15 protein-coding genes and 1 riboswitch are annotated in these 19,751 nt (G+C 72.7%); of the genes, 4 read left to right on the top strand and 11 right to left on the bottom strand.

Features of this window, described 5'->3' with window-relative positions:
* The first annotated feature begins 134 nt into the window (after positions 1-134).
* On the top strand, positions 135-2,585 hold the full coding sequence (locus AB0B63_RS16645; RefSeq protein WP_357019277.1) for a S8 family serine peptidase: 2,451 nt from the start codon (positions 135-137) through the stop codon (positions 2,583-2,585).
* A gap of 107 nt (positions 2,586-2,692) precedes the next feature.
* On the opposite strand, the gene groL is transcribed toward AB0B63_RS16645, so the two are convergent.
* The 3 genes from groL to AB0B63_RS16630 form a co-directional block, all read right to left on the bottom strand.
* Positions 2,693-4,315, bottom strand: a complete 1,623-nt coding sequence (groL, locus tag AB0B63_RS16640) for a chaperonin GroEL (RefSeq protein ID WP_208567850.1) — start codon at positions 4,313-4,315, stop codon at positions 2,693-2,695.
* 279 nt (positions 4,316-4,594) lie between these two features.
* Positions 4,595-5,353 (bottom strand): hypothetical protein, encoded by a 759-nt coding sequence (locus AB0B63_RS16635; RefSeq protein WP_357019273.1) that lies wholly within the window; start codon positions 5,351-5,353, stop codon positions 4,595-4,597.
* 495 nt (positions 5,354-5,848) lie between these two features.
* Entirely contained in the window at positions 5,849-6,052 is a 204-nt protein-coding gene (locus AB0B63_RS16630) for a cold-shock protein (protein WP_067305333.1), read from the bottom strand.
* A gap of 223 nt (positions 6,053-6,275) precedes the next feature.
* On the opposite strand from AB0B63_RS16630, the gene AB0B63_RS16625 reads away from it, so the two are divergent.
* The gene (locus tag AB0B63_RS16625) at positions 6,276-6,806 is read left to right on the top strand and encodes a GNAT family N-acetyltransferase (RefSeq protein ID WP_208567848.1); all 531 of its coding nucleotides are present in this window, start codon (positions 6,276-6,278) and stop codon (positions 6,804-6,806) included.
* 329 nt (positions 6,807-7,135) lie between these two features.
* Here the strand turns inward: AB0B63_RS16625 and paaN are convergent, their stop codons facing one another.
* The 3 genes from paaN to thrC all read right to left on the bottom strand — a co-directional run bounded on the left by paaN (position 7,136) and on the right by thrC (position 11,416).
* A complete protein-coding gene (gene paaN / locus AB0B63_RS16620; RefSeq protein ID WP_357019268.1) occupies positions 7,136-8,809 on the bottom strand; it encodes a phenylacetic acid degradation protein PaaN in 1,674 nt (557 codons plus the stop codon).
* Positions 8,810-8,861: 52 nt separating this feature from the next.
* Positions 8,862-9,881: a GNAT family N-acetyltransferase gene (locus AB0B63_RS16615; protein ID WP_357019265.1), complete on the bottom strand. Its 1,020-nt coding sequence runs from the start codon at positions 9,879-9,881 to the stop codon at positions 8,862-8,864.
* Between the two features lie 248 nt (positions 9,882-10,129).
* The gene (thrC, locus tag AB0B63_RS16610; RefSeq protein ID WP_208567845.1) at positions 10,130-11,416 is read right to left on the bottom strand and encodes a threonine synthase; all 1,287 of its coding nucleotides are present in this window, start codon (positions 11,414-11,416) and stop codon (positions 10,130-10,132) included.
* 9 nt (positions 11,417-11,425) lie between these two features.
* A riboswitch (SAM riboswitch) is annotated at positions 11,426-11,561 on the bottom strand.
* Between the two features lie 291 nt (positions 11,562-11,852).
* On the opposite strand from thrC, the gene AB0B63_RS16605 reads away from it, so the two are divergent.
* A complete protein-coding gene (locus AB0B63_RS16605; protein WP_357019261.1) occupies positions 11,853-12,581 on the top strand; it encodes a hypothetical protein in 729 nt (242 codons plus the stop codon).
* Positions 12,582-12,636: 55 nt separating this feature from the next.
* Here the strand turns inward: AB0B63_RS16605 and AB0B63_RS16600 are convergent, their stop codons facing one another.
* Positions 12,637-13,086 (bottom strand): DoxX family protein, encoded by a 450-nt coding sequence (locus tag AB0B63_RS16600; RefSeq protein WP_208567843.1) that lies wholly within the window; start codon positions 13,084-13,086, stop codon positions 12,637-12,639.
* Between the two features lie 870 nt (positions 13,087-13,956).
* On the opposite strand from AB0B63_RS16600, the gene AB0B63_RS16595 reads away from it, so the two are divergent.
* Entirely contained in the window at positions 13,957-15,777 is a 1,821-nt protein-coding gene (locus AB0B63_RS16595) for a hypothetical protein (protein ID WP_357019257.1), read from the top strand.
* Between the two features lie 76 nt (positions 15,778-15,853).
* Here AB0B63_RS16595 and AB0B63_RS16590 read toward each other — a convergent pair whose 3' ends face one another.
* From AB0B63_RS16590 to AB0B63_RS16575, 4 genes are all read right to left on the bottom strand, one after another.
* A complete protein-coding gene (locus AB0B63_RS16590) occupies positions 15,854-17,029 on the bottom strand; it encodes an FtsX-like permease family protein (RefSeq protein ID WP_357019593.1) in 1,176 nt (391 codons plus the stop codon).
* A gap of 77 nt (positions 17,030-17,106) precedes the next feature.
* Positions 17,107-17,793 (bottom strand): ABC transporter ATP-binding protein, encoded by a 687-nt coding sequence (locus AB0B63_RS16585; RefSeq protein WP_208567932.1) that lies wholly within the window; start codon positions 17,791-17,793, stop codon positions 17,107-17,109.
* A gap of 28 nt (positions 17,794-17,821) precedes the next feature.
* Positions 17,822-18,880 (bottom strand): peptidoglycan-binding protein, encoded by a 1,059-nt coding sequence (locus AB0B63_RS16580; RefSeq protein WP_208567842.1) that lies wholly within the window; start codon positions 18,878-18,880, stop codon positions 17,822-17,824.
* Between the two features lie 314 nt (positions 18,881-19,194).
* Complete coding sequence (locus AB0B63_RS16575; RefSeq protein ID WP_208567841.1) at positions 19,195-19,740, bottom strand: hypothetical protein; 546 nt, start codon at positions 19,738-19,740, stop codon at positions 19,195-19,197.
* Positions 19,741-19,751: the final 11 nt, after the last annotated feature.

Genomic DNA, 19,751 nt, shown 5'->3' with positions numbered 1-19,751 from the left:
ACAGCGCGGAGCCGAGCCCATGCGAGGCGGGGACCGCGCAGGTCCGCGTTTCCCCGGGGCCACCAGTGACGGGCGGGGACCGCCGTCGGACCGGCAGAGCCGTCGGACGGCGACGTGCGTCGTACTGTTTCCGGATGTTGGCCGACACACCACCTCCGCTGGGCTACGGCCCACCATCGGCCGCCGGCCGTCCGTCGAGCCCGTGGCCGGTGGTGGCGGCCGCACTGGCCGGCGGCTGGACGGTCGTGCTCGCCGTCCTGCTCCAGGCGGTCGGCTGGTCGGTCGAGCAGTTGCAGGTGGCCGCGGGATGGGACCGGCAGGCGTGGCTCTGGCCGGCCCTCAGCCTGGCCACCGCCCTGCTGGTCGGCCTACCCGCCCTGCTGTTGGCCCTGCTCCCCCGTTCACCCCGGGTACGGGCCACCGGGTGGGGTTGGCTCGGCGCGGCGCTCGCCCTGCTCGCCCTCGGCTCCCTGCGGGCGCTGCCCCAGGTACACCACGAGCTGTACCTGGCCGCGCTGGCCGCCACCGCGACCCTGCTCGCACTGCTGACCACCCGACTGCCCGGCTCGGCCGCCACCACCCCACCCCAGCCCACGGGCACCCCCACAGCCACGGCCACCCCCACGGCCACGGCCAGTGCCGGCCGACCCAGGGCGGTCACCCTGTTGGCCATCGCGGCCGGACTGGCCCTGCTGCTGCCGTGGGTGCGGTTCGGCGCGCTGGGCGGTCTGCTGGAGACCGCGCTCGCCGCGCTCGCCGCGACGGCGGTCGGCCTGCTGGCCGCAGCGCTGCTGGGCGACCGGTTCTGGTCCCCCTTCACCGGCGACGGGCCACCCCGGGCCGCCCGGACCGTGCTGGTCGGCGGCCTGGTCGCCGGGGTGGTCCTGCTGCTGGTCGTCGCGGGCACCGGCCACTCCGGCGCCCAGCTGCCCGGGTTGCTGTTCGTCCCGCCGCTCGGTTTCGTGCTGGGCGCGTGCCAGGTGGCGGCCCGCCGGGCCGGCGCACCGGCCGGTGCCGCGCCGGTCCGGTGGCTGGTCGGTCTGGCGGCGTTCGGCCCGTTGGCGCTCGCCGACCCGGAGGAGATCTCGGTCCTGCTGGCCACCACCCGCGACGTCCCCTACTGGGTCGCGGTCGCATCCGGCGTCGGGTTCGCCGTCGCGGTCGTGCTGGCCATCGGGTACGGGGTGCTGCTCGCCCGGCCACGCGGGCGCGCACCGCGCCGGCTGGTCGCCGCGTCGAGCGCAGCCGTCCTGCTGCTCACCGTCGGTGTGGTCGACGTGGTCGCCGGCCAGCCCGGCCTGCACGGCGAACGGCTGCTGGTGGTGCTCCGCGAGCCGGCCGACCTCACCGGCATCCCCGCCGGTACGCCAGGTCGCGCCGGCCGGGAGGCGCGGACCGCCGAGGTCTACCGCCGACTGGTGTCCACCGCCGAACGCACCCAGGGCGCGTTGCGCCGGGACCTGACCCGGCTACACCTCGACCCGACGCCGTACTACCTGGTCAACGCGATCGAGACCGACGGCGGGCCGGCGGTGCGGGCCTGGCTGTCCGGGCGGCCGGAGGTGGCCCGGGTGCTGGTCAGCCAGCGGCTCCGACCATTGCCCGCGCCGGCACCGGCCAGCCGGGGTGACCGGGCCGGACCGACGGGGCCGGAGTGGAACATCCGGATGCTGGGCGCCGACCGGGTCTGGTCGGAGTTGGACGTCACCGGGGCCGGGGTGGTGGTCGGCAGTTCGGACTCCGGGGTCGACGGCACCCATCCGACGCTGGCCGCCAACTTCCGGGGCGGCGACGACTCCTGGTACGACCCGTGGGACCACACCCGCGCCCCCACCGACTCCGGCGGTCACGGCACCCACACCACGGCCAGCGCGGTGGGACGCGACGGCATCGGGGTCGCCCCCGGCGCGCAGTGGGTGGGCTGCGTCAACCTCGACCGCAACCTGGGCAGCCCGGCGCACTACCTGGACTGCCTCCAGTTCATGTTGGCCCCGTTCCCGGCTGGCGGTGACCCGTTCACCGACGGTCGGCCGGAGCGGGCCCCGGACGTGCTCACCAACTCGTGGGGGTGCCCACCGGTCGAGGGCTGTGACGCGCGTGCGCTGCGCCCGGCGACCGCCGCGTTGACGGCCGCGGGCATTCTGGTGGTGGCCGCCGCCGGGAACACCGGACCGGACTGCGGGTCGATCGTCGACCCGCCGGCGCCGTACCCCGATGTGCTGACGGTGGGTGCCGTGGGCCGCGACCGGCGCGTCACCGAGTTTTCCAGCCGGGGGCCCGCCGCCGGTGGGGCGGCCAAGCCGGACCTGGTCGCCCCCGGCGCGGAGGTCCTCTCCGCGATGCCCGGCGGCGGTTACGCCGCCCTGGACGGCACTTCGATGGCCACCCCGCAGGTGGCGGGAGTGGTGGCACTGATGTGGTCGGCGAACCCGGCGCTGGTGGGTGACCTGGACCGGACCCGGAACATCCTGCGGGACACCGCGCAACCCGCCGGGCCCGCCGACCTCAGCTGCGGCCCGGTGGCGGCGTCGACCGGGGCCGGTCTGGTCGACGCGTACGCGGCGGTGCGGGCGGCCCGCCGCTGACCGGCCCCCGGTCGCCGGGGTGAGCCGGCCCGGCTGGGTACGGTCCCCGGACACGGAACGGGGCGGACCGCTCGCGCGGCCCGCCCCGTTCGGCGTTGGAGCTGTACTCAGAAGTCCATGTCCCCGCCACCCGGGCCAGCCGGGGCGGCCGGGGTCTTCTCCGGCTTGTCCGCCACGACGGCTTCGGTGGTGAGGAAGAGCGCCGCGATCGACGCGGCGTTCTGCAGCGCCGACCGGGTCACCTTGGCCGGGTCGATGATGCCCGCGGCCAGCAGGTCGACGTACTCACCGCTGGCGGCGTTGAGGCCGTGACCGGCGTCCAGGTTGCGGACGCGCTCGACGACCACGCCACCCTCCAGGCCGGCGTTGACGGCGATCTGCCGCAGCGGGGCGTCCAGCGCGATCTTGACGATCTGCGCACCGGTCGCCTCGTCGCCGGCCAGGTCCAGCTTGTCGAAGGCGGTCTTGCCGGCCTGCACCAGCGCGACGCCACCACCCGGGACGATGCCCTCCTCGACGGCGGCCTTCGCGTTGCGGACGGCGTCCTCGATGCGGTGCTTGCGCTCCTTCAGCTCGACCTCGGTGGCCGCGCCGACCTTGATCACCGCAACGCCGCCGGCCAGCTTGGCCAGCCGCTCCTGCAGCTTCTCGCGGTCGTAGTCGGAGTCGCTCTTGTCGATCTCGGCCCGGATCTGGTTGACCCGCCCCTGGATCTGGTCGGCGTCGCCGGCACCGTCGACGATGGTGGTCTCGTCCTTGGTCACCACGACCTTGCGGGCGCGGCCCAGCATGTCGAGGCCGACGGCGTCCAGCTTGAGGCCGACCTCCTCGCTGATGACCTGGCCACCGGTGAGGATGGCGATGTCGGCGAGCATGGCCTTGCGGCGGTCACCGAAGCCCGGCGCCTTGACGGCGACCGACTTGAAGGTGCCCCGGACCTTGTTGACGACCAGGGTCGCCAGGGCCTCGCCCTCGATGTCCTCGGAGATGATCAGCAGCGGCTTGCCCGACTGCATGACCTTCTCCAGGATCGGGAGCAGGTCCTTCACCGAGGAGATCTTGCTGTTGACGATGAGCAGGTAGGGGTCGTCGAAGACGGCCTCCATACGCTCCGGGTCGGTCATGAAGTACGCGGAGATGTAGCCCTTGTCGAAGCGCATGCCCTCGGTGAGCTCCAGCTCCAGCCCGAAGGTGTTGCTCTCCTCGACGGTGATGACGCCTTCCTTGCCGACCTTGTCCATCGCCTCGGCGATGATCTCCCCGACGGTGCTGTCACCGGCGGAGATGGAGGCGGTGGAGGCGATCTGCTCCTTGGTCTCGACGTCCTTGGCGAGCTTGGACAGCTCCTCCGAGACGCTGGCCACGGCAGCCTCGATGCCCCGCTTCAGGGCCATCGGGTTGGCACCGGCGGCCACGTTGCGCAGACCCTCGCGCACCAGGGCCTGGGCCAGGACGGTCGCCGTCGTCGTGCCGTCACCGGCGACGTCGTCGGTCTTCTTGGCGACCTCCTTGACCAGCTCGGCGCCGATCTTCTCGTACGGGTCCTCGAGCTCGATCTCCTTGGCGATGCTCACACCATCGTTGGTGATGGTGGGGGCACCCCACTTCTTCTCGAGCACCACGTTGCGGCCCTTGGGGCCGAGGGTCACCTTTACGGCGTCGGCGAGCTGGTTCATGCCCCGCTCGAGGCCGCGGCGAGCCTCTTCGTCGAACGCGATCATCTTGGCCATACGGCGTTGTCCTCCTGGACACTCACGGGCCACCCGGGGGTTGTGTCCCCGGACGGGCCGCCTGGTGTACGCACCTTGGGGACGTCGCCACCTGGCGACGACGACGTCCTCCTCGGTCGGGCCGGACAGCCCGCGACGACCGGCCATGTGCCACCCGACGCCATCGAGACGCCGATGTGACCGTGGCCCTACCGCCCCGACCATTGGCACTCACCGTATGCGAGTGCCAATGACCTGTTTAGCACTCTCCCCTGCCGAGTGCAAGCACGATGGGGCCGGTCAGCCGAGTTCCGCCACCAGTCGCACGACGTTCACCGGCCCCTCCTGCGCGCGCTGCTCGGCGTACGTCACGACCAGGCCGACCAGCTGCACCAGGTAGACCGGCACGACCAGCACCGCGCTCACCAGGATCACCGCCACCGCACCCACGGCGGTGCCGGGCGCGGTGAACGGGTCGGTGCCGAACGGCACGGTGCCGACCGACTCCACCACCCCGCCGAGCACGCTGCCGAGCAGCACCGCCAGTGCGACCAGCGCCACCCGGCCGAGCACCATGCCCAACCGGTCGTGGAACATGCGGAACGAGCGCCCGATCGGGTTCTGCCCCTCGAACAGGTAGACCGGGCCGGCGAGGGCGAGGGCGAACGCCAGGTAGATGCCCGGCAGCAGGCACAGGCAGAAACCGACGCCGATGAGCAGGCCCAGCACCAGCATCCAGCCCCACAGGCCGAGGCAGCGGCGCGCGCCGTAGCGCAGCGCGCCGGGCAGGTCGGCCGGCTGGCCGGCGGCCTGCCGGGCCACCACCCAGGTGCCACCCGCCCAGCCGATGCCCTGCACCACCCCGAAGGCCAGCGCGACCAGGAGCACCGAGACCCCGTAGATCACCAGGTCACTGAGGTAGCCGTCGGGAATCGAGCCGTCGGCGGGCAGCGGGGCGGCGTCGGGCCCCGTGCCGAGGGAGAGCAGGGACACCGCCACCGCCGGCACGACCTGGGTGAGCAGCATCAACGGCAGCAGGGTCCGCCAACTTCGACGCAACGCGCCGGTGCACCGGGCGAACCAGCCTTCCAGCCCGGCGTACGGCGGATTGACCAGCGGGTCCGCCGGCCCCCAGGAGCCGCCCCCGGCGACCGGCGGATGGCCCCCGAGCGGCGGATAGCTCCCGAGCGGCGGGAAACCGCCGTCGGCACCCGGGGGATAGCCCGGGTACGGGCCACCGGGAGCCGGATAGCTCCAGCCCGGCGGCCCCGCTGCGGACGGATCCCACGACGGCGGCCCCCACGAGGGTTGGCCCGACGGCGGCCCCCCGGGCGGCGGCCCCCACGAGGGTTGGCCCGACGGCGGCCCTCCGGGCGGCGGCCCCCATGGTCCGCCCGGCGACCCGGCAGCGGGGCCGGGTGGACCCGGAGGTGACTGGTCGGACATGAACCCTCCTCAGCGAGGACGCCTGGACGGTTCACGATCTTTCCCCGCACCGACCCCCGCCGCCAACCGTCCCACGGGCGGCCCGGCGGGTGGGGCCCGCAGGACAGGTCAGGCGATGACGCGGACCCGTTCGGCCTGCGGCCCCTTCTGACCCTGGGCGATCTCGAACTCCACCCGCTGACCGTCGTCGAGCGCCTTGTAGCCGTCCATCTCGATGGCGGAGAAGTGGACGAAGACGTCCTGCCCGCCGTCGACGGCGATAAAGCCGTAGCCTTTTTCGGAGTTGAACCACTTGACGGTGCCCTGTGCCACGGTGCACTTCCTCACTCTGCGCGGCGTTCCACAACCCCGGGATGCCGGCGGGCCGACAGCGGAGAACCACCGTTTCGGCGGTCGGTGAAGGCCGCTGAATCGGTGACCGAAATCGCACGCTACACGAGGAGTGACGACCGCGCACGACCTCAAATCGGTCTAAATCGGACGGGTATCGACCCGGTTACCCATCGGCGTTCATCGCTGCGGTATGCATGCGCACATGACATCTGCCCCGGCCCCACCGGTGACCCGGACGGCACCCGTGCACCGGGTGCGCCCGCAGGACGCCGCCCGGATGCGGGCGCTGCGGTTGGAGATGCTCGCGGATGCGCCGCTGGCCTTCCTGGAGACCGTCGCCGAGGCCGCCGCCCGCCCGCACGCCGACTACGCGGCCCGGATCGCGTACGTGTCCCAGGGGTGCCACACCGCCCAGTTCGTGGCCGATCCCGGCGGCCGGCTGGTCGGCCACGCGGGCGGCACCGTCTCCCCCGACGAGCCGGACCTGACGGTCGTCTACGCGGTCTACGTGAACCCCTCGTGGCGGGGCACCGGCCTACTCGGCGCGCTGATCGACGAGGTCGCCGCCTGGTCGCGCGCCTGCGGCCGACCACAGCTCATGCTCGAGGTGGTGGTCGGCAACGACCGCGCCTACCGGGCCTACCACCGTCTGGGCTTCACCGACACCGGCGTCCGCGTCCCGCACCCCAAGATCCCCGCCCTCAACGAACTCCAGATGCGCCGCCCCGCCTGACCCCCACCCCCAAAACCCCGGGCCGGACCGCGCCGGACCGGACCGCGCCAGGCCGGACCGCGCCGCGCCAGGCCAGGCCAGGCCGCGCCGGACCGGGCCGGACCGGGCCAGGCCGCGCCGGGCCGCGCCGGGCCGCGCCGGTGATCAAGAGGTTTACGTCAAATCAGCCACTCAGGATGACGTAAACCTCTTGATCACCGACCACGGACCACGGAACACGGAACACGGAACACCGACCACCGAACACCGAACACCCCCGCCCGCAGCCGGAGCGCGGACGGGGGTGGGGGTGGTCGGGAAGGCAGGGGCGTGGGACGGGGACGGTGGGGTCAGGCGGGGCGGCGGGACTGGACGATGCGGAAGCGGTTGGCGACGTAGGCGCCGTCGGTGAGGGCGGCGTTGGCGGCCGGGTTCGCGCCGCTGCCGTGGAAGTCCGAGAAAGCGGCGGACTGGTTCACGAAGACCCCACCGGTGAGGTTGGCCGACAGGTGCACCCCGACGTCGATCGCGGCGGCCTCGACGGCGTCCAGCACCGCCTCGTCGGTGGAGTAGACGGCGGCGGTCAGCGCGCCGGACTCTCCGACGGTGGACCGCAGGATCTCGATGCTGTGCGCGGTCGAGTCGGTGGCGATGACGAAGGAGATCGGCCCGAACCATTCCCGGCCGTAGACCTCGGTGTCGGTGGCGGCGAGCTTGACGATGGTCGGCGTCCGGACCACCGCGTCGGGCAGCGCGGGGTGGGTGACGGTACGCGACTCCAGCACCGCCTCGCCGACCTTGGTGACCTCGTCGAGGCGTTCCAGCACTCCGTCGTTGACGATCGCCCCGGTCAGCTCGACGCCCCGGGCCGGGTCGGCGGTGAGCTTGCCGACGGTGGCGGCGATGCCGGCGGCCACCTCGTCGAAGCTCTTGTGCCCCTGGTCGGTGGTGATGCCGGCGGCGGGGATGAGGATGTTCTGCGAGGTGGTGCACATCTGCCCGCTGTAGAGGGTCAGCGTGAAACCGAGGTTGCGGCACATGCCGGCGAAGTCGTCGGTGGAGTCGATGACGACGGTGTTCAGGCCGGCCTTCTCGGTGTAGACGGTCGCCTGCCGGGCGTTGGCCTCCAGCCAGTCGCCGTACCCGGTGGAGCCGGTGAAGTCGACGATCTTCACTGCCGGGTGCAGGGCGAGGATCGAGGCGAGCTTCTCGCCGGGGGCCTCGGGGGCGAGCAGCACCAGGTCGGGGTCGAAGCCGGCCTCGGCGAGCACCTCCCGGGCGTACTTCACGGTGATCGCCAGGGGCAGCACCGCGCGGGGGTGCGGCTTGACCACGACCGGGTTGCCGGTGACCAGTGAGGCGAACAGCCCGGGGTACGAGTTCCAGGTCGGGAAGGTGTTGCAGCCGATCACCAGGGCCACCCCGCGCGGCACCACGTGGAACGTCTTGGTCATCCGCAGCGGGTCGCCCTTGCCGGCGGCCTTCTCCCAGCTGGCCGTCCCGGGGTGCCGGGTCATCTCGGCGTACGCGTAGGCGATCGCTTCCAGGGCCCGGTCCAGCGCGTGTGCGCCGCCGGCCTGGAAGGCCATCACGAACGCCTGGCCGCTGGTGAACTGCACCGCGTTGGCCAGTTCGAAGACGTGCTTGTGCAACCGGTCGAGGATCTCCAGGCACACCCCCGCCCGGGTCTGCGGGCCGGCGTCGCGCCAGGCCGGCAGGGCGGCGGAGGCGGCGGCGACCACCTCGTCGGCGCCCGGGTGCGGGTAGCGCACGTCCAGGGCCACCCCGAACGGGCTCGTCTCGGTGGCGACCCGGTCGGCCGTGCCGGGCTGGTCGAGCGGAAAGTCGCCACCGAGGTACGCCTCGAAGGCGGCCTTCCCGTCGGCGGCGGCGGTCTCGCCGTACACCCGGGGGCTGGGCGATTCGGGGTAGGCGGACCAGTACCCGCGTTCGGTGATCGCGGTCAGCGCGCGGTGCAGGGTGTCGGCGTGCCTGTCGTACAGCGGGTGCGGGGTCTCCGTCATGCCCGCCATCATGCAACAGATGATGACCAGATCAGTAGGGGCGTGTCACAGATCAGATGGTCGACTGCCACTCCGTGGACCCGGCAACCGGCCGGAACCCGAGCAGCTCGTTGATCGCGATCATGTGGGTGTTCGCCGCCGCGTTGTAGGTGTCGACCACGCTCAGCTCCGGCTCGTACGCCAGGGTGTGTTCGAGGTTCTCGGCCTTGCAGAGCAGCCCGAGCCGGCGCCCCCGGTGGGCCGGGTCGACGATGGTGATCTGCTGCCAGGCGTGCCGGGTGGTGTTCGCGGCCAGGCTGAGCACGGTCCACGCGACCAACCGGCCGGACGACTCGTGCACGGCGGCGACGCTGTAGCGGCGGACGCCCCGCGCGTCCAGCGCCCGCTCCATGCCCTGGATGCGCTCGGCGTCCATCCGCTCGGGTTCCCACTCCAGGTCACCCAGGGGTGCGTCGGTCATCATCCGGCCCTCCAGGTAGGCGAGGTCGGCGAGGTGCTCCGACGGCGGGTGCCCGTGCCAGCGGACCGTGCGGTAGCCGGCGACGGCCGAGCGCGCCCCGGCCCGCAGCGTCGCCAGCCGGTCCCGGTCGAGCGCGGTGACGTCGAGTCGACGACGGACGTCGACCAGCGCCGCCTTCGCGCCGAGCGCCGCCGCGAAGGCCGCCCCGGGCAGTTGTCCACCCGGCTCGCCGGGCAGCGCGGCCACGGCGGAGCCGACCATCCGCTTGCCGCCGGCCTCCCGCAGCTGCTCGCGGGCGTGCGTGAACAACGCCCGCCCCACTCCCGCCCGCCGGTGCGCCGGGTCCACCACCAGCTCGACGCTGGCGTTGTCGGTGTTGTCCAGCAGGTGGAGGTTGAGCCGGACCCAGCCGGCGACCACGCCGTCCAGTCGCGCCACCGACCAGCGGGTGTCGATGCCGGGCATCGGGTGCCGCAGCGGCGCCTCGAACCGGCGACGGCACAGCGGCGGCAGGTCGGGCGACTCCGTCGCTTCGACCGTGGCCGCGATCCGGTAGACCGCGTCGAGGGCCGGCTGGTCGGTCGGATCGATTGCTGCGATGTCCACGGTCACGCCGGGAGTCTGCCTGTCGACGACGAAGGGGGCCAGCGGATTTCCGCTGGCCCCCTTGCACGTTGGTCGGGAGGGACGTTCGCACAACGCCTCCGGCGTTGGGTCGCAAGAACTTGAAAAGTCTCCGGCGAAAGCCCTCCCGCACGGAGCATCTTGCGCCGCCCGGTTCCTGCCGTCAAGTCCTTCCCGGCGGGTTTTCGCCACTCACCGCGAAATTCCGGTCACCCGGAGATCAACTCGCCCGGGGATCAGGAGAGGAGGCCGGCGTCGCGGGCGGCCCGCAGGGACGGCTTGATCCGGTGGGTGGGGCCGACCTGGCCGGCGACCGCGTCGATGGTCTTCAGGCCCTCGCCGGTGTTGAACACGACCGTCTCGGCGGTCGGGTCGAGCCGGCCGGACTCGACGAGCTTGCGCAGCACCGCAACGGTCACCCCGCCGGCCGTCTCGGCGAAGACCCCGGTGGTGCGGGCCAGCAACCGGATGCCGGCGCGGATCTCCTCGTCGTCGACGTACTCCATCCAGCCGCCGGTCCGCCGCACCGCCTCCAGGGCGTACAGGCCGGCGGCCGGGTCGCCGATGTTGAGCGACTTGGCGATGCCGGTCGGCCGGACCGGGGTGATGGTGTCGGTGTCGGCGTGCAGGGCGGCGGCGATCGGGTTGCAGCCGGCCGACTGGGCGCCGAACACCTTCCAACCCCCGGCGGGCGCCTCGACCAGCCCGATCTCGACCAGCTCGGAGAACGCCTTGTCGATCTTGGTGAGCAGCTCGCCCGAGGCCATCGGGACGACCACCTGGGCCGGGATACGCCAGCCGAGCTGCTCGGCCACCTCGTACCCGAGGGTCTTGGAGCCCTCGGCGTAATAGGGCCGGACGTTGACGTTGACGAACGCGGTGTCCTCGAACTCGTCGGTCTCCACCAGCTCCCCGCAGAGCCGGTTCACGTCGTCGTACGAGCCGTCGATGGCGACCAGGTCGCCGCCGTAGACGGCGGTGGTGATCACCTTGCCCTGCTCCAGGTCACCCGGGATGAAGACCACCGAGGGCGCTCCGGCGCGGGCCGCGTGGGCGGCCACCGAGTTGGCCAGGTTGCCGGTCGAGGCGCAGGCGAACCGGGTGAAGCCGAGCGCCTTCGCGGCGGTCAGCGCCACCGAGACGACCCGGTCCTTGAACGAGTGGGTCGGGTTGGCGCTGTCGTCCTTGACCCACAGCGGCGCGCTGATGCCGAGTTCGGCGGCGAGGTTCGGGGCCGCCACCAGCGGGGTGAGCCCCGGGTCGAGGGTGACCCGGGTGGCCGGGTCCTGGCCGGCGGGCAGGAGGGCGGCGTACCGCCAGATGTTCTGCGGGCCGGCCTCGATCTGCTCCCGGGTGACGGCGGCCAGTGCGGCGGTGTCGTAGTCGACCTCCAGCGGGCCGAAACACTCGTAACAGGCGTGCTGCGCGGCGAGCGGGTAGCGGGCGGAGCAGGCGCGGCAGACCAGGGCGCGGGCCGGGCTGGCGGTGGTGTCGATACCGGGGGCGGCGAGCGTCGACGTCATGGCGGATTCCTCTCATCTTTCCCCGCATCGCACCCTGCGGCGGGGACGGAATTGGCACCTGCCCCGCGGGACGCTCAGCGATGAGCGCGCGGGGTGGTTGCCGGGGCGTCGTCGGGCCGTATCCCTCAGCCCCTCTGGATGAGGTATGCAGTTGTGCCGTCGAGTCTAGGCAGCTTCGCCGCCATCGCCCAGTCTGCTTCCCACGGTGTGAACCACCTGCCGGCGGGGCGTGCGCCGGCCGCACCGGAAGCCATTGATGTTTCGGGCAAGTTTCCAGCTCAGTACGCCCTTGTGCGGATCCGCGCACCGGCCCTCCGGTCGGCCCCTGACGGCGCTCCGACAGGCCGGTAGGGGGCCGGCCGACGAGCCGATGACCGACATTGCCATCGATCAGTACGGTGCGGGAGACCTGACGTCGAGAGAGGACCCCCCGCCCATGCGACGGATCCCGTCGAGCCTTGCGACCCTCACCATGGTCTGCCTACTGACCGCCGCCTGCGGGGGTGAGCAGGGCGGGACGGACGAGGCCGCGTCCACCGTCGGCCCGTCCACCGGGCCCTCCACCGCCTCGGTGCTGAGTCAGGTCTCGCCCGAGGCGACTCCCACCAGCGGGGCTCCCTCGCCGGAGGTGAAGAAGGCCACCCCCACCACCCCGCCGGCCGCCGCCCCGACCACCACCGCCGCCGCGCCGGTCAAGGCACCGTTGACCTGCGCCCATCTGGCGGAGGCCCGGCTCGGCAGCAGCAAGACGCCCTACAACGGCTACCCGGACTACCTGCCGCTGGCCGGGGGGCAGTGGTCGGGCGAGGACGGGGCCACCGTGACGCTCCAGAAGCCCTGCGGCATCGGTGACCTCGACGGCGACGGCGCGGAGGACGCGGTGGGCGCGGTGGCGATCAAGACCGGGGGCAGCGGCACCTTCTACACGCTCGCGGCGTGGCGCAACAGCGGTGGCCTGCCGGTGTTCCGCGCGCTGACCGACCTCGGCGACCGGACCCCGGTCGTCTCGATCAGCGTGGCCGGGCGCAAGGCCACCGTGGTCTGGCTGACCCGCAGCCCCAGCCGGGGCATGGCCGAGCTGGACATCAAGCGGACGTCGGTCTACAAGCTCTCCGGCAGCACCCTCGCCGAGGTGAGTCACACCGACGCGCCGTACAACCCCTGACCGCACGCGTCGCCGGAGCCGCCTCGTTGCGGCTCCGGCGACGCCGGTCAGTACGTCAGGCCGGCACCGAGCTTCGCTCCGTTACCGGTGCCGACGGGGCGTCGGCGCTGCGGCGGGCGAGCAGCGTGTCCAGCGCCCAGGAGCCCGGGCCGAGCACCGCGATCAGCAGGAACGACCAGCAGAAGAGCGCCGACAGCTCGCCTCCGTTGCGCAGCGGCAGCAGCCCTTCCGGCTGGTGCACCACGAAGTAGGCGTACGCCATCGAGCCGGACGCGAGGAGCGCGGCGGGCCGGGTGAAGAGCCCGGCCAGCACCAGCGCGCCGCAGACGAGCTGGATCAGTGCGGCCCACCAGCCGGGCCAGGCACCGACCGGGACAGCCTTGCCGGTCACGGGGTTGCCGCCGAACAACCCGAAGACCGAGGACAGGCCGTGCAGCATGAACAGCAGGCCGATGACGATGCGGTACAGCGAGAGGGTCGGCCCGCCGAGCCGAGACACGTTCATGGGAACCTCCATGGAAGGGATTACGTCCCCTCATGATGAGGCATCGAAGCAGTTAAATCGATAAATTCTTTGTTACTGGGAAGGTCTCGGCGCGAGACATTACCCCACCCCGACGTCCCGGCGTCACCCCTACGTCTCGTCGGGAGTGACGCCGGGCCCACGCGCCCGCGACCACCACCACCGGTCGACCCCGACCACCTCCCCGCCGCGAGCCGGAGCGGCCAGAATGTAATGATTGTTAACTATGAATTAACTGTCACGAATTTCATACGCCGCGTTTATGGAAAATGAATATGCACGCAATTCGCGCGGGAAGCCACCGGGAGGTCACCGGGGAACCCCGACCGGGCCCGGCCCACCCGACCAGCGGCGAGGGGACCGGCCCCGACACCGCCGCCAGCGCGAGGTGCCCGCACTGCGCGCCAACTTCAGACGACAGCAGGCGGTTGGCGCGGTTTACCCGCGACACCCGGAACGCCCCACCCGTCAGCAATTTTCACGAGGCCCGGTCCCGACACCCCGCGCCGCGCTTCGACATCGACTCACGGCAGTAGCCGGCACGGCCGCCAGTTCAAAAATCCTTAACAATTTTTCCGGTGATAACGGGCTGCGTAATACGTTAGCCTCGGCACCACGTTGCCCCCGGAACTGCGACAACCACCCTCGGAATCACCCGCCAAAACCACCCCACCGAGCCGGCCCGTAACCTCGCGCCGGCAATTTGCCATTCCCGTCGACCGACGCGATGCGGCAACCTGCACCACCCCTCCGGGTGCACCGCCGATTACCCATATCCCCTGGTCGAGAGCGATCCAGCCCACCCGTCCCGGCTATCGCCAGCCCGACCGGTCGTTTACGGAAAGGACCACCGTGCGACGTCGACCACCCCTACCGGGACGACTGCTGCCCGCATTTGCCACCCTGATCCTGCTGCCCCTGCTCGCCACTCCGGCCCACGCCGACATTCGCCCCGAAACGGTACGACTGCTCGCCAAGGCAGCCGCTGACGAGTGTTTTGCCGGCGTCGGCGTCGACTATCCACCCGGGCCGCCCTGCACCGTGGGACAGCCCAAGGTCAACCAGTCGTACGTCTGGGGGCTCGCCCAGGCCGGCCGCCGACTCTGGTTCGGCACCGGGGCGAACGTGCTCTGCCTGAAGCCCGAGGGCTACCAGGTCCGCGAACCGATCCTCAACGAGGACTACGTCTGCGAGTTCGGTCAGAGCCAACCGGCCCGGGGCAACCCCGCCCTGCCCGCCACCCTCGGCGACCACCGCACCCCCGAGGTCTACACCTACGACCTCGCCACCGAACGGCTCACCGAACGCACCGCCGACATCACGTCCGCCTCCCCGGCGGACGCGAACCTGCTGAACACCACCGCCGGCCTGCGTAGCGCCGCCGCCCACCAGGGCGTCGTACTGCTCGGTGGCCCCAGCGTGGTCGGCGGGGTGAACGTGTTCGCCTTCGACACCGTCACCGGCCGTTACCTCGGCTCGACCAACCTCACCGCGTACGAGAACATCCGGCACTGGGTGGTGGCCGGCGGCGTGCTCTACGCCGGGGTCGGGCTGGGCGCCAACGGCGGCGAGGCCGGCCGGGTGCTGCGCTGGACCGGCGACCGCACCGACCCGTTCGCCTTCACCGAGGTCGCCGACCTGCCCACCCAGGTCGCCGACCTCACCGAGCACCAGGGGCGGCTCTACGTCTCGACCTGGCCCAAGGCGATCGTCGACGGCTCGGCGGCCGAACGCGCCGCAGCCGGCATCCTCCCGACGCCGCCCCCGGTCGGCCCGTCGTACTCCGACGTGGGCGAGCAGGCACCGCGCGCCGTCGGCACCACCCCGGCGGCGGGCACCGGTGCCGTTGACGACACCGACCCGGCCGACCTGGCCGGCATCTGGATGAGCCCGCCGCTGGCGGCCGGCGCACCCGGACTCAACCCGGAGGACGCCGGCAACTGGGCGCAGGTCTGGTCCGCCGCCGACTACGAGCCCGACCCGGTGGTCCGCCGGGCGTACGCCCTCGGTGGTCTCGCCTCCTACGGCGGCCGGCTGCACTGGGGGACCATGCACGTGCCGTTGCAGGCGACCGCCCTGCACCTGTCGGTGTACCCGCCGCGCAGTCAGGCGCAGCTCCAGGCCACCGTGCAGAACACCCAGCGGGCGTTCGCCGTCTTCCGCGGCCAGGACCTCGGTGGCGCACACGAACGGATCGAGACGCTCTACGGCGAGTCGACGCTGCCGGCGTACGACCCGACCGCGAACAACGGCGTCGGCGCGTGGGCCCCGGCCCCGACCGGGGCGACCCCGGTCTACGGCGGCTCCGGCTTCGGCGACCCGTTCAACCTGTACGCCTGGAAGATGGCGGTGGCCGGCGGCCGGCTCTACGTCGGCACCATGGACTTCGCCTACATCTCGCTGGAAGGTGAGATGCCGACGCCCCCGGCCGGCACGGCGCCCAGCCCGCCGACCTTCGGGGCGGACCTCTGGTCGTTCGACGCGCCCGGCCGGCCGGCCCGCGCCGTCGACACCGGCGGCTTCGGCAACCCGCTCAACCAGGGTGTCCGCACCATGGTGGTGGACGGCTCCACGCTCTACCTCGGGATGGCGAACCCGATGAACCTGCGCACCGACCCGACGCCCGGCGTCCCGAAGGGCGGCTGGGAACTGATCCGGGTGAGCCGGCGTTGAGCCGGCCCGGCTGATCGTGGTCCGGCGGCCGGTGAGGTCCCCCACCGGCCGCCGGGCCACCCGTCGGGCGGGGCGGTCAGGGGGTGGCGAGAGCCTCGGTGGGGGCCAGCCGGCTGGCCCGGATCGCCGGGTAGAGCCCCGCCAACGCACCGATGCCGATCGTCGCCCCGATGCCGCCGGCCACCACCCACAGCGGCACCACCGTCGGCCACCCCTGTGAACCGGCGTAACCGGTGGTGACCAGGCCACCGAGCAGCACCCCGCCCAGCCCACCCAGGGCGGACAACAGCAGCGACTCGGCGAGGAACTGGGTGCGGATCTGCCCCCGGGTGGCACCCAGCGACCGCCGCAACCCGATCTCGGCCCGCCGTTCGATCACCGAGATGACCATGGTGTTGGCCACCCCCACCCCGCCGACCAGCAACGCCACCGCACCCAGCCCGAGCAGCAGACCGGTGAACGCCTCGTCGGTGGCCTGCTGGGCGGCGAGCGCATCGGACGGCCGGGAAACCTGGATCTCGTTGGACTGCTCCGGGTTGGCCGTCGCCGCCAGCACCGCCCGGACCGCCTCGACGTGCTGCTCGGCCGAGCGGGTGTAGATCCGGGTCGGGTGCCCGTCCAGGCCCAGGTAGGTGGTCGCGGCCGACCAACCGACCAGGGCCGACGAGTCGAGTTCCGGGGCGAGCGGGACCGGTCGCAGGATGCCGATCACGGTGAACCAGCGCCCGTCGAGGTAGACCCGGATGTCCGGCCCGGCCGCGCCGAGGCCGAGCCGCTCCGCGGCCACCGACCCGAGCACCGTGGCCGGATACCTCCCGGTGGCCTCGTTGAGCCAGGTCCCGCTGGCCAGTGAAGCGCCGACGGTGTCGAGCAGGTCCAGCTCCACCGCCTGGGTGCCGAGGCCACCGGTCTGCGCCGCCGGGATCCGGTCCGACCGGTAGACCGGCATGTCGGCCAGTTGGGCGGTCGCCGACACCTGGCGTACCGGGCCGATCCGGCTGATCATGCCGACCGCCTCGACCGGCAACTGGGCGTCCGCACCGAAGAGGGTGCTCCCCGGCGCGACGGTGAGCAGGTTGGTGCCCAGGGCGGCCAGCGTCCGGTCCAGGTCGGCCCGGGACGACGAGGAGATGCCGACCACGCTGATCATCGCGGCGATGCCGATGGCGATGCCCAGGGCGGACAGGAACGCCCGCAGCGGCCGGGTCCGCAGCCCCACGCCACCGACCCGCAGCACGTCCTGCGGGCTCATCCGGGCCGGTCGCAGCCGCTCCGGTCGCCCCGCACCGCTTCGCCGGGCCGCGCCCGTCGACCGCAGCGGCGTGGTGGTCATCGCAGCACCCCCTCGGTCAGGGCGGCGGAGTCCGCCACGATCAGCCCGTCGCGCATCTGCACCTGCCGGGGCAGGCTCGCCGCGATCTCCCGGTCATGGGTGATCACCACGATGGTGGTACCGGCCGCGTGCAGCTCGTGCAGCAGCTCCATCACCCCCGCGCCGGAGCTGGAGTCGAGGTTGCCCGTCGGCTCGTCGGCCAGCAGCAGCGGCGGTTCACCGACCACCGCACGGGCGATCGCCGCCCGCTGCCGCTCCCCGCCGGAGAGCTGGTGCGGCCGGTGGTCCAGCCGGTGTCCCAGGCCGACCCGTCGCAGCGCCGCCTCCGCCCGCCGCCGCCGCTCCCGCCGGGGCACCCCGGCATAGAGCAGGCCGTCCGCCACGTTCTCCACCAGGGGTACGCCGGCAGCCAGGTGGAACTGCTGGAACACGAAGCCGATCCGGCTGGCCCGCAGCGCGGACAACTCCCGGTCGGACAACCGGGCGGCGTCGTACCCGTCGATGTGGACCGCGCCCGAGGTGGGCCGGTCCAGGGTGCCGATCACGTTGAGCATGGTGGACTTCCCCGAGCCGGACGGGCCGACGATGGCCACCAGGGCCCCCCGGTCGACGCTCATCGACACCCCACCGAGGGCGGCGACCGTGTCGCCGTAGCGTTTCGTCACGTCACGCAGCTCGACCACGTGGTCGGGGTGGTCGGCCCGGGGCGGCTCAGTCACCGGGCATCCCCACGGTCAGCCCCTCGGTGACCGCGTCGCCGGAGACCTCCACCCGGCCGTCGGCGAACAGGCCCGTACGCACCGCGACGATCCGGGTACCACCCTCCTCGACCACCTCCAGCCCGTAGCCGCCCTCGGCCAGGGTGAGCAGTGCCGCGACCGGCACGGTGAGCACGTCGGCGCGTTCCGAGGCGACGAGGCCGACGTCCACCGCCGCCTTGTCGTAGCCGGCCAACGCCTTGGCGTCGTCCCCGGTGACGGTCACCTCGATCTTGGTGTCGGTCTCCGCGTCCTTGCCCGTCGTGGCCGCCGAGGTCTGCACCACCGTCTCGACCGTGTCGACCTTGCCGGTGCTGCGGGTGCCGTCGGGCAGCGTGATGGTCACCTCCGCGCCCTTGCGGGCCAACCGCTGGTCCTCCACGTCGAGGGTGCAGGTGACCAGGCGGGTGGTACCGGTGGTCGAGAGGACCACCTTGCCCGCACCGACGGTGTCGCCCACCTCCACGCCGTGGCTGTCCACCCGGACCTCGCCGGGGGCGTAGACGATCCGGCCCGGCTCGACCTGCCCGGTCTCCGGCAGGCCCAGGTCCTCCTGCCAGTCCCGGACCGCGTCGGCGGTCGCCGAGGTGAAGTCCTCGTCGACGGTGAAACCGTCGTGCCCGAGCGCGGCGAGGTTCTGCTCGAACTGTTTGACGTCGGTGCCGCTGACCCCGGAACGCAGCACCCGGTACGCGGGCAGGCCACCGTAGAGCAGCACCACCGGTTCGTCGTCGATCCGGTAGAGCGTCTTACCCCGCTTGACCGTCGCACCGCCCTCGGCGAGCCAGGTGACCGTCCCGCTCAGCCGGCTGTCCCGGGCGCGCGGGGTGCCGTACCCCAGCTCGCCGTTCTTGGTCTCCCGGTCGACCAGGGTCTGCCGGGTGACCTTGGCGGACGACGGCGGCCTGCGGTCGGACGACGTCGCACGGTCGGCGTGGCCGTCACTGGCGAAGGTGACCGCCGTTGCCGCCACCGCCACCACGAGCAGCCCCGCCGCCCCGAGCAGGAACACCGGTCGCGGGCGTCGCCGCCGGACCGGAGACGCAGCCGGCCCTCCGGGCGGCCCGGAGGGCGGGTCGGAGGGCGGGTCGGAGGGCGGGTCGGAGGGCGGGTCGGAGGGCGGGTCGGAGGGCGGGTCGGAGGCGGGGGACGGTCCGCCCGGAGACCCGGCGGACGGCCCGCTGGGCTGGCCGGAGAGCGGGCCGCCGGGCAGTTCGGTGCGGGACGGACCTGCCGCGGACGGGCCGGCGAGGGACGGGTCAGCGGCAGCCGGGCCGACGGCAGCCGGGCCGGTGACGGACGGGTCAGCCGATCGGGATGCGCCGGTCATGACGTCCCCCGACGTTCACCGAGGTTGGGCACGGTCTCCCGGCACTTGTCGAACGCGGTCCGCACCGCCGGGTCCTTCAGGTCGATGTCGGCCCGACCGGGCTGGATGCGCCCGTCGGCGGCCGGGTCCGGGAAGTTCGGCACACCGTTCTCCCGCATGCACCGGGCCAGCTTGCGGACCTGCTCGACCTGGCCCGCGTCGAGCTGCCGGGGCTGCCCGCCGTTGGGGGCGAACTCGCGGCACTGCTGCAGCGCCGACTGCACCTTGGCCGGGTCCACGTCCGACCCGCCGTTGAACCGGGGCCCCTTCTGCCCCGGCTGCGGGTCCGGCACGTCGAGCCCCTGTTCCCGCAGACACGTGGTGAACTTGAGCTGGCGTTCCTCGTCGCTCATCGCCGCGGCGGCGGAGAGCGAGGGCTCCGCGCCCCCACCACCGGCGCTGGCCACCCCGGAGTCGTCGGCGGCATCGGACTGACAGCCGCTCAGGGCGAGGACCGCCACCACGGGCAGGGCCAGGAGCAGGCTCAGCTGATTTCGTCGCATCGTTGGTCTCC

The sequence above is a fragment of the Micromonospora sp. NPDC049081 genome (assembly GCF_040648835.1).
GTDB lineage: Bacteria > Actinomycetota > Actinomycetes > Mycobacteriales > Micromonosporaceae > Micromonospora > Micromonospora antibiotica.
Note: the sequence above shows the minus strand (reverse complement) of the source record. Positions and strands in the feature narration are given on the sequence as shown.